The sequence below is a fragment of the Mesorhizobium sp. M8A.F.Ca.ET.021.01.1.1 genome (assembly GCF_003998025.1).
Classification (GTDB): Bacteria; Pseudomonadota; Alphaproteobacteria; order Rhizobiales; family Rhizobiaceae; genus Mesorhizobium.
On record NZ_RZSJ01000193.1, the window covers coordinates 1 to 9,819 of the forward strand.

At 62.7% G+C, this 9,819-nt stretch carries 10 protein-coding genes and 1 pseudogene; 5 read left to right on the forward strand and 6 right to left on the reverse strand.

Annotated features, from left to right (window positions below; translation table 11 throughout):
- Positions 1-104: 104 nt before the first annotated feature.
- Positions 105-1,391, reverse strand: a complete 1,287-nt coding sequence (locus tag EOA36_RS16760) for a GGDEF domain-containing protein (protein WP_127278581.1) — start codon at positions 1,389-1,391, stop codon at positions 105-107.
- 260 nt (positions 1,392-1,651) lie between these two features.
- Here EOA36_RS16760 and ettA point away from each other — a divergent pair, with 260 nt between their 5' ends.
- Together ettA and tam are read left to right on the forward strand one after the other, a co-directional pair.
- The gene (gene ettA, locus EOA36_RS16765) at positions 1,652-3,301 is read left to right on the forward strand and encodes an energy-dependent translational throttle protein EttA (protein ID WP_127278582.1); all 1,650 of its coding nucleotides are present in this window, start codon (positions 1,652-1,654) and stop codon (positions 3,299-3,301) included.
- Positions 3,302-3,348: 47 nt separating this feature from the next.
- Positions 3,349-4,119, forward strand: a complete 771-nt coding sequence (gene tam, locus EOA36_RS16770) for a trans-aconitate 2-methyltransferase (protein WP_127278583.1) — start codon at positions 3,349-3,351, stop codon at positions 4,117-4,119.
- 178 nt (positions 4,120-4,297) lie between these two features.
- Here tam and EOA36_RS38300 read toward each other — a convergent pair whose 3' ends face one another.
- Complete coding sequence (locus EOA36_RS38300) at positions 4,298-4,882, reverse strand: transposase (protein ID WP_245464383.1); 585 nt, start codon at positions 4,880-4,882, stop codon at positions 4,298-4,300.
- A 74-nt stretch (positions 4,883-4,956) separates the two neighbouring features.
- Here EOA36_RS38300 and EOA36_RS38305 point away from each other — a divergent pair, with 74 nt between their 5' ends.
- Entirely contained in the window at positions 4,957-5,472 is a 516-nt protein-coding gene (locus EOA36_RS38305) for a hypothetical protein (protein WP_245464384.1), read from the forward strand.
- Here EOA36_RS38305 and EOA36_RS38310 read toward each other — a convergent pair.
- Together EOA36_RS38310 and EOA36_RS16780 are read right to left on the reverse strand one after the other, a co-directional pair.
- Positions 5,431-5,550, reverse strand: a pseudogene (locus EOA36_RS38310) (transposase); the annotation flags it as partial. The gene EOA36_RS38305 and the pseudogene EOA36_RS38310 sit on opposite strands and share 42 nt — an antisense overlap.
- A gap of 343 nt (positions 5,551-5,893) precedes the next feature.
- The gene (locus EOA36_RS16780; protein WP_127278584.1) at positions 5,894-6,505 is read right to left on the reverse strand and encodes an NAD(P)-binding domain-containing protein; all 612 of its coding nucleotides are present in this window, start codon (positions 6,503-6,505) and stop codon (positions 5,894-5,896) included.
- Positions 6,506-6,587: 82 nt separating this feature from the next.
- On the opposite strand from EOA36_RS16780, the gene EOA36_RS16785 reads away from it, so the two are divergent.
- Together EOA36_RS16785 and EOA36_RS16790 are read left to right on the forward strand one after the other, a co-directional pair.
- On the forward strand, positions 6,588-7,361 hold the full coding sequence (locus EOA36_RS16785) for a helix-turn-helix transcriptional regulator (protein ID WP_127278585.1): 774 nt from the start codon (positions 6,588-6,590) through the stop codon (positions 7,359-7,361).
- Between the two features lie 270 nt (positions 7,362-7,631).
- Positions 7,632-8,753, forward strand: coding sequence for a beta-ketoacyl-ACP synthase III (locus EOA36_RS16790; protein ID WP_127278586.1), 1,122 nt, complete (start codon positions 7,632-7,634; stop codon positions 8,751-8,753).
- Between the two features lie 20 nt (positions 8,754-8,773).
- Here the strand turns inward: EOA36_RS16790 and EOA36_RS16795 are convergent, their stop codons facing one another.
- Positions 8,774-9,340, reverse strand: a complete 567-nt coding sequence (locus tag EOA36_RS16795; RefSeq protein WP_127278587.1) for an isoprenylcysteine carboxylmethyltransferase family protein — start codon at positions 9,338-9,340, stop codon at positions 8,774-8,776.
- Between the two features lie 117 nt (positions 9,341-9,457).
- On the reverse strand, positions 9,458-9,819 hold a 362-nt coding region (locus tag EOA36_RS16800), incomplete at its 5' end, for a glyoxalase/bleomycin resistance/extradiol dioxygenase family protein (RefSeq protein ID WP_145969192.1).

The window sequence follows — 9,819 nt, forward strand, 5'->3', positions numbered from 1 at the left end:
ATCCCGCACTTACTGGAACCCGACCGGCACGGTCGACGCGATCGGGTTCCAGTAAGTGCGGGATCGCCGTTTCCGGCAAGCCGGCGCGGCCGTCGCGGATAGGGCTAAACCTGGGCTGACCTGGTCCAGGCGATCGCAGCGTCGGCCTCATGCCCGCCGGGTTCACCGACGACGCGGTCGCGTCCGGTCGATTTCGCCTTGTAAAGGCGCTGGTCGGCGAGCGCGAACAGGTCGGCCAGGCACTGCGTCGTTTCGCTGACGCTGGAAACGCCGGCGCTGACGGTCAGTTCGAACCGGCTGGTGGCGGCCGATGCCTTGAGCGCGGTGCGGACGCTTTCGCCAAACAGCCTGGCGACGGAATGCGGACGCGAACTGAGGATGGCGAATTCCTCGCCGCCGATCCGGAACACCTGGTCCTCGGCGCCCGCCGCCTCGCAAAGTACGGTTGCGACCGCCTTCAGCGCCTTGTCACCCTCGGCATGGCCGAAACGGTCGTTGATCGACTTGAAGTGGTCGACGTCGACGATGAGCAGGCTGAGTGGCCTCGCCGTGCGCAGGCTGGCCTGGACGGCGGCTTCACCGTCGGCGTCGAAGCGTCCGCGGTGCAACAGGCCGGTCAGGCCGTCGCGGCCGACATGCTCGACCAGCGCTTCGTAGCGTTCGCGATAGGTCAGCGTCTCGAAAATGTCGGTCAGCCCACGCGGCATCTGGACGTCCCGGACCTCGAACCATTTGAGGTAGGCAACCAGCATGGCGCTGAAAGTCAGTGCCGCCGCCATCTTGGCGAACCAGCCGCCGAAGAAGACCGCGATCGGCGCCCCGGCAACAAAATGCAGCGCGGTGAAGAAGCCGGCCTGGTCGAAGGTGAGCACGCAGGCGACCGAAATCAGGATGCGCGCGAACTGTGCCTTGCGCAGGGTGCGCCCAAGCTTTTCATAGAGCAGAATGATCAGGATGGCGTCGATGACCAGCAGCGTCGTGCCCCACACCATCAGCCAGCCCATCTCGTCGATGAAGCCGATGTCGGGGAGCCGGCCGTCCGGCAGCGGCGCGATGGCGTGCATGCGAAGCAGCAGCACCAGCCCGATCATCAGCGCATTGCCGAGCAGCAGGCCGTAGATCGGCTGGCGCACGGTGGCGGCGTCTTCCTTCATGTAGAGCAGAAGGAGCATCACGAGCTTGCCGGAAAAGAGCACCGCCGAGCCTGGCGAGACCATGCCGAACGGCAGGGCGACGTAAAAGACGCTGGCGAGATAAGTCTCCAGGAAATGCATGACGCCGAGCGCGCAGACGAAGACACCGAGGCCGATGCGCTTGCGGAAGCGGAAAAGCGTCACCATGACGCTGAAGTAGACGACCGCTTCGGCAAGGAGCAGGAAACTGTTCAGCAATGCCGTCGATCCGATCTCTCTCGCGCCAGGAATCGGGGCAAGCCGGCGATTCCAACCCGATCCTGTTTTGACGCGGAAGGGTTAACCGGAGATTTCCGTGCGCCATCGACCGGTTGAAAACTTGGCTGCCGGTGCACACTTGTCCGTGTGGTTGGCCCGATCTGGCAAAAGCGATTGCCGTTCGCCGCCGCATCGCCTACATAGCGGCCAACCTCCATTCAATTCGGCAAAATCCAGTCAGTTTTTCAGGGAAAGCGCGCGTGGCACGCCAGTTCATCTATCACATGTCCGGCCTGTCGAAGGCCTATGGCACCAAGAAGGTGCTCGACAACGTTCATCTGTCCTTCTATCCGGACGCCAAGATCGGCATCCTCGGCCCCAACGGTTCGGGTAAGTCGACGATCCTGCGCATCATGGCCGGGCTCGACAAGGAGTTTCAGGGCGAGGCCTGGCTGGCCGAGGGCGCGACCGTGGGCTACCTGGCACAGGAGCCGCAGCTCGACAACAGCAAGACCGTGATGGAAAACGTCATGGACGGCGTTGCCAGGAAGACCGCCATCATCGAGCGCTACAACGAGCTGATGATGAACTATTCCGACGAGACGGCGGATGAGTCCGCCAAGCTCCAGGACGAGATGGACCGGCTCAACCTGTGGGATCTCGAGCAGCAGGTCGAGATGGCGATGGACGCGCTGCAGTGCCCGCCGGCCGATTCTGAAGTGACCAACCTGTCGGGCGGTGAGCGTCGCCGCGTCGCGCTGTGCCGGCTGCTGCTGCAACAGCCGGATCTGCTGTTGCTCGACGAACCGACCAACCATCTCGACGCGGAGACCACCGCCTGGCTGGAAAAGCACCTGCGCGACTATCCGGGCTCGGTGCTGATCATCACCCACGACCGCTACTTCCTCGACAACGTCACAGGCTGGATCCTCGAGCTCGACCGTGGCCGCGGCATTCCCTACGAGGGCAACTACACCAGATATCTCGACGCCAAGGCCAAGCGCCTGATCCAGGAAGGCCGCGAGGACGATGCCCGCCAGAAGTCGATCTGGCGCGAGCGCGAGTGGATCCAGTCGTCGCCCAAAGCACGCCAGACCAAGTCCAAGGCGCGTATCAAGGCCTATGAGGAACTGGTCGAGCAGTCGCAGAACCGCAAGCCGACCGACACGCAGATCGTCATCCCGTCGAGCGAGCGCCTCGGCAACGTCGTCATCGAGGTCGAAGGCCTCAACAAAGGCTTTGGCGACGAGCTCCTGATCGAGAACCTGTCGTTCAGGCTGCCACCGGGCGGCATCGTCGGCGTCATCGGCCCGAACGGCGCCGGCAAGACGACGCTGTTCAAGACCTTCACCGGCCAGGAGAAGCCGGACGCGGGCACAGTGCGCATCGGCGAGACGGTCAAGCTCGGTTATGTCGACCAGAGCCGCGACGCACTCGATGCGAACAAGACGGTGTGGGAAGAGATTTCAGGCGGCGCCGAGGTCATCAAGCTCGGCAAGCACGAAATCAACAGCCGCGCTTACTGCTCGTCCTTCAACTTCCGTGGCGGCGACCAACAGCAGAAGGTCGGCAATCTCTCGGGCGGTCAGCGCAACCGCGTGCACCTCGCCAAGATGCTGAAGGGCGGCGGCAATGTGCTGCTGCTCGACGAACCGACCAACGACCTCGACACCGAAACGCTGGGCGCGCTAGAAGACGCGCTGGAAGCCTATGCAGGCTGCGCGGTCATCATCAGCCACGATCGCATGTTCCTCGACCGCATGGCCACCCACATGCTCGCCTTCGAGGGCGACGCGCATGTCGAATGGTTCGAGGGCAATTTCGAGGAATACGAGAAGGACAAGCTGCGCCGCCTGGGCGCGGAAGCAGCGGCCCCGCACCGCATGACGCACAAGCGGCTGACGCGGTAAGGGGTTGATTGGGCGGCGAATTTCTCTGGGATACGAGGAGAGCTCAAATGGCTGATTGGTCCGCCGCCCAATATCTGAAATTCGAGGACGAACGCACACGGCCGGCGCGTGCCCTCGTAGCACAGGTGCCGGTCGACTTTCCGCGCCGGGTCGTCGACATCGGCTGCGGGCCGGGCAATTCGACCGAACTTCTGGTCGAGCGCTGGCCGGATGCGCAAGTGAGCGGCTTCGACACCTCGCCCGACATGATCGAAAAGGCGAGGGCGCGCCTGCCCAATGTCAGCTTCGACCTCGCCGATGCGGCGACATGGCAGCCGGCCGCGCCGGTCAACGTCATTTTCGCCAACGCCGTCTTCCAGTGGCTGCCGGAACATCCGGCGGTGTTCCAGCGCCTGATGGGTTTTCTGGCGCCCGGTGGCGCGCTGGCGATCCAGATGCCCGACAATATGGGCGAGGATTCGCACCGCCTGATGCGGGAAACCGCCGCGGAAGCGCCTTTCGCGGCAAAGATACAGGGAGCGGCGCGTGCGCCGCTGCCGCCGGTATCGTTCTACTATGACCTGTTGTCGCTGCTCTCCGCTCGGCTCGACATCTGGCACACCATCTACAACCATCCGCTGGCCGACGCCGAGGCGATCGTCGAGTGGGTCAAGGCCACCGGGCTGAAGCCGTTCCTCGATCCGCTGGAAGCGGACGAACGCAAGCTGTTCCTCGACAGCTACACGGCCAGGATCGCCAAGGCCTATCCGAAGACCGCCGATGGCAAGGTGCTGCTGCGGTTCCCCCGCATTTTCATTGTCGCCAAACGGGCTGGATAGGCTCGCGTAAATCTTGCAGACCGTCCGAGAACTCTTCTAGCGATAGAGGGTAGCTCGATTCCGGCGTGAACGGCAGCTTCGGGCGCGATTTCGTAGTTTTCCGCTTCCTGAGCGTGTGAGCGGCGTTCCCAAGGCGCAACGATGTCTGTTTGGGCCAGAACACCGCAAACGAGCCACCCTATGCCTGTAGGGCCGCGATCAGGCCGGGAACGCCAATGAGCGTGATGGCTCTTTTGATGTTGTAGGCGAGCGCGGTCAGGCTGAACTCGCCGCGGACGTTGTCGAGTCGCCGCATCAGGAACGTACCCTGACCCATCCACTGTTTGATCGTGCCGAACGGATGCTCGACGCTTTCGCGCTGCCGGTCGAGAATGTCGGGCCGGTCAGCTAGCCGCGCCGCCATGCGGTCGAGCACCGCCTCGTTCTCAAGGCGAGAAACGCGGCGGAAGCTTTTGGTGCAGCGCTCGCGCAGGTGGCACGCCTTGCAAGCATCGCGGTTGACGTAGTCGATCTTCACATTGTCGCGCGATTTACCAAAATGACGCGGCGAAAGCACATGCTCGCCCGGGCAGAGATAAACGTCCTTTTCCAGATCGTAGCGGAAGTCCTCCTTGGAAAAGAAGCCTTGAGCGACGGCAGGACCGCGGATCGGCTTGGGCACATAAGCGGTGATGCCCGCCTTCTCGCAGACCTCGATATCCTCGATCTTGAAGTAGCCCCGATACGCAACTGCCTCGATGCGCTCGACCTCCAGCGTCTCCATCGCCGCTTAGACCGCCGGCGCCAGAAGCCCATATCGAGCACCTGGTTGCACACCTCCTGTTCGGCGATCAGCTTGTGCTTCACGTCCACGGCCAGTTGCACGTTGTAGCCGACGCCGACCTTCGTCATGCGTGCCATGGCGCGGGCATCGCGATCGGTCAGCGAGATCTGGTCCTCGCCGGTGCGATCCAACTCGTCCAGCATCGCCTTGTGGCGATCCCGCTTGCCCTTTATCGCCGCGATCTTCTCCGCAAGGCCGCCGCCATGACCGCCGGGGCCAGTGCCGCTACCGACCTTGTCCTCATCGGCATCGCTTTCGTCGAGCCGCTTCATGCAATCGGCCAGCTTCTCATCCGCTTCACGGATGAACTTCGAGAGCGACCCGCGTGTGAAGTTGCGATCCTTGTTGTTCACCGCCTTGATGCGCGTGCCATCGACGGCCAGCAGCTCTCGGCCGAACAAGTCGAGTTGCCGACACAGGATGACGAACTCGCGAAACACCTGCCGAAACGCGGAGCGGTTCACCCGGCGGAAGGCGGCGATCGTGCGGAAATCCGGCTTCAGGTGCCGCAGAAGCCAGATCACCTCTAGGTTGCGATGAGCCTCAGCTTCCAGCCGTCGGCTCGACCGGACGCGGTTGATATACCCGTAAACGTACAGCTTAAGCAGATCGGCAGGATCGAAACCCGGAGCGACCCGTCTCCTTCGCCGTCACCCGCTCGAAGCCAGCAGCGGCAAGATCAAGGCCATCAACGAAGGCCTCAATGAAGCGAACCGCATTATCCGGCCCGACATATTCGTCTACTGATTCAGGCACAAGGAGTAGTTGTGAGCGGTCTGTTCCTGATAGACGTCCCATGGGAAAATATATCATGGCAGGCTAGCGTAAGGAATCTCCGCTGGTACGGCGGGCTCGATCCTTTCATCAGAAATATAGAATGCCCGCATCCAGATCGACTGAGATGCGGGCAATCCGTACAGCGCAGCGAACGCTGATTTCGGCGTCCGAAGTTCAGGCGGCGGCGGCAGTCGCCCTGCCTTCGTCGCGCATCACGAAGCCAATCCGATCACCATGGCCGAGACCATAGCCGAGCTGGATCATCAGCTCCGCCATCGGCTCCAGATACCGGGCGTTTGAGAGCGGACCAGAAAAGATCGTTGTGAACCCCATCGCCCCCGCGAGACCAGCGACGGTTTGCGCGGCGGCCTCGTGATCGCTCGCAATGAACACCGGAACTTCGACGCGGTTGCCGGCAGCGCGCTGAGCAAGAAGAGCGGCGAAGACCGTATTAAACGCTTTCACGACATGGGCGCCAGGCAAGCGCAGCGCGATTTCCTCGGCGGCCGAGCTCGTATGGCCGACCGTCAGGCTCATGTAGTCGGTCGCGAGCGGGTTGGTGATATCCACCACGACCTTGCCGCTAAGCGCCGCGACGACGGCTCTGTCTTCGCGGAGTGCCAGCGCCTGTTCATACTTCGTCGCGAGGATCACAACGTCCGCGCTCTGTAGAGCCGCCACAGGGTTCGTCTTGCTGTCGAAGCTCTGGACCTGATGCTCTGCCGCCTGCGCGAGAAGCGCAAGGGGGGTACCCATGTTACCCTTGCCAAGAATTACGATTTTCATCAACGCATCTCCGTCGTTTCTGTCGATGGAGAGAGCGTAGACGGCCACAGTATGGTAGTCTCGCCCATAGGTGTCAAAAAATATGGCCAAACAGACAACTCGTAACCCAATCGTCGATCCGGACGCATCGTTACGCCCTGTGTTCGTTCTCTCCGATCGGCACGACCGGGTAAATGTACCGTGGCACTCCCACCGGCGCGTTCAGCTCATTCATGTCAGCACTGGCGTTCTGACGGTCAGAACGCGAACGGCGCGCTTCGTCATACCGCCACAGCGCGCCGTATGGATGGGTGGCGGGATCGAACACCGGATCGAGGCCCGATCTCCTTTCTGGCTAACCACCTGCTACGTCGAACCGGAACGTGTGAACATCCCGATCATGCCTCGCGTTGTCGCGGTGGATCGGCTCGCGGACGAACTTCTGATTGCCGCGTCGAAGTTTGGCGATTCCTATCCAGAGGACGGACCGGAAGCGCGGCTCATGTCCGTCCTTCTCGATCGTCTGCAGGGTCTGCGGCCATCGGATATAGCGCTTCCCGAACCTGTCGATGAACGGTTGCACCGCATTACCGACCGCCTCCTTCTCGATCCAGCCTGTAATCGCCCACTCTCGATCTTGGCTGCCGAAGCTGCGCTGACTGAGCGCACGGCCGCGCGCTGGTTTCTTCGCGACACGGGAATGACTTTTGGTCGATGGCGGCAACAAATGCGGCTTCAGCACGCACTCGAACATTTGGCGGTCGGTGAGAGCGTCACTCAAGCCGCCTTAGCCGTCGGCTATGCGGACGTTTCCTCGTTCATCGTGGCCTTCAGGAATCTTTTCGGCCAGACACCAGCGCGTATTCTCGATCCCTGACGATCTCGCCCCCGGGAATGTCGATAGCGTCATATCTCTAACGCGGTCCAACGCGATACATCCCATCTCTACAATTGAGCATATCGCGTGAATCAGTCGCGAAACTTAGGCAGTCCGTCTGAAAACCCTTATCAGGAACCGCTCCGAGGGTTTTCAGACGGACTGCCTGGTTTAATCCGGCGTAAACCGGCCTGATGAGAAAAGTGTTGCGCCGAAGCGTTTCGGCGCCCACATGAAGCCGCATCGCTCGCGGATGGGACGGACTGAAACATGCATCGCGTCATCATCAGCGGCATCGGCGCCGAAATCCCCAAGCCTGTCATCACGAATGAGGAACTGGTCGCCAGTTTCAACGCCTGGGTCGACACGGAGAACGCGCGGCGCCAGGCTGCCGGCGAGACGCTGCTGCAGAAATCGGATGCCGACTTCATCGTCCATGCCTCGGGCGTGCGCGCCCGCCACGTGATCGAACGGGAGGGCATTCTGGACCCGACCCGCATGGCGCCGCGCATTCCGGCGCGCCCGGACGACGCGCTCTCGCTGCAGGCGGAATTCGGCGTCGCTTCGGCGGGGAAGGCGATCGAGCACGCCGGCATCGAGGCGTCGGACATCGATCTGGTGATCTGCTCGTCCTCGCATCAGCAGAGGCCATATCCGGCGATCGCCATCGAGATGCAGGAGGCGCTGGGCACGCGGGGTGCCGGCTTCGATATGGGGCTTGGCTGTTCGTCCGCGGCGGCGGCGCTGCACATGGCGGTCAATCTGGTGCGCTCGGGCGCCCACAAGCGCATCCTGGTGACCACGCCCGAGATCATCACCGGCCATCTCAATTTCCGCGACCGGCAGACGCACTTCATCTTTGGGGACGCTTCGGTGTCGATGGTGGTGGAGGGGCTCACCCAGGGCGAGAGGCGGCCGGGTCGATTCGAGGTGCTGGACACGCGCCTCTGGACGCAGATGTCGAACAACATCCGCACCAATCTCGGCTATCACACCCGCACTGCCCAGGATGATCCCTACATGATCGACCTGGAGGGCAATCTCATCAAGCAGGTCGGCAACAAGGTGTTCAAGGAAGTCACCGTCGCCGGGCACAAATTCATCGTCGAATTCCTCGCCGAACACGGGCTGACGCCGGAGGCGATCAGGCGCTTCTGGCTGCACCAGGCCAATGCGCGCATGAATGCGATGATCCTGAAACTGGCATTCGGCCACGATGTTGGCCATGACCGCGCACCCATGGTGCTGGAGCGGCTCGGCAACACGGCGGGCGCCGGCGCCATCATCGCGCTGTCGGAGAACCATGCCGACATGAAACCAGGGGATTTCGGCCTGATCTGCGCGTTCGGGGCGGGATATTCGATCGGCGGCGCGCTTTTGCGCATGCTCTGAATGGAGGACGCCGCGCCGCGTCAGGCCGGCGTGAAGGGAACCAGCATCGGCACCCGCCTGGCGTAGTCGTCATAGGTTGGGCCGAGTTCGTCGCGCAGGAAACGCTCCTCCAGCCTGGCTTTCACAACGACGCCGATGATGAGCAGGGCCGTGCCCGCAATGCCCCAGACCGTGCCCTTCGCCACCATGGTGGCGAGTACTGCCAACAGCAGCCCGGTATAGATCGGATGCCGGACCAGGCGATAGGGGCCGGTGTCGACCACGCGATGCTCCGCCTTGGCGGTGACCGTGGCGGACCACAACCGCCCGAGATGGATACGCGCCCACCAGGCGAAGCCGATCCCGACCGCAATCACGGTAACGCAGGTCCAGGCTTCGGCAAGGGTCGGCGTCCACAACCTCAGCCGGCCCTCATAGCCATGCGCTGGGACGAACAGCAGGACGGTGCCGGCCAGCCAGAAGACGCGATAGCGAGCCTCCGCCCCAATGGTGGCGCGCTTTTGGGCCGGATCGGCCCATAGGGCAGCCGCGAGCCATGTGACCACCCAGATCAACCAAAGCGCCGCGATTGCCGCTCCGGGACGCATGAGAACCTCCGTCGACGGTCTCGACCTCACCATGAAGCCGACGCAGCGCGGCGACAATGCTGCGTGGCGCCGTTCTTCGGTAAGAAGGTCGTGATCGAGGCGGTTGGCGACCGGCGTCTATTCATTGGAGCAGCTGAACATCCACTGCACGCCGAAGGCGTCGACCAGCATGCCGAAGCTAGTCCCCCAATATTGCCGGGCAAACGGCACGGTAATCCGGCCGCCCTCGGCCATGCGGGCGAAAAGCTCCTGGCGGGCGAGAACCTCTGGCGCCGCGGCGGGCCCGTCGAATTCGAGCATCATGGCGGAGCCCTTCATCGGCTCCGCGTCGTCATTGTCCGACGCATGGAACAGCACACCCGGACCTTCGAAGCGAGCATGCAGAACCTTTCCGCGCATGGCCTCGGTGCGCACCGGCATATTGTTGTCGCCCCAGCGCAGCAGGATCGTTCCCCGGCCAAGACCGCATTGTTCGTAGA

Coding starts and splice junctions, on each gene's coding strand:
- tam (WP_127278583.1), top strand. CDS start 3,349: ATGGCTGATTGGTCCGCCGCCCAATATCTGAAATTCGAGGACGAACGC.
- EOA36_RS38300 (WP_245464383.1), bottom strand. CDS start 4,882: ATGGAGACGCTGGAGGTCGAGCGCATCGAGGCAGTTGCGTATCGGGGC.
- EOA36_RS16780 (WP_127278584.1), bottom strand. CDS start 6,505: ATGAAAATCGTAATTCTTGGCAAGGGTAACATGGGTACCCCCCTTGCG.
- EOA36_RS16785 (WP_127278585.1), top strand. CDS start 6,588: ATGGCCAAACAGACAACTCGTAACCCAATCGTCGATCCGGACGCATCG.
- EOA36_RS16790 (WP_127278586.1), top strand. CDS start 7,632: ATGCATCGCGTCATCATCAGCGGCATCGGCGCCGAAATCCCCAAGCCT.
- EOA36_RS16795 (WP_127278587.1), bottom strand. CDS start 9,340: ATGCGTCCCGGAGCGGCAATCGCGGCGCTTTGGTTGATCTGGGTGGTC.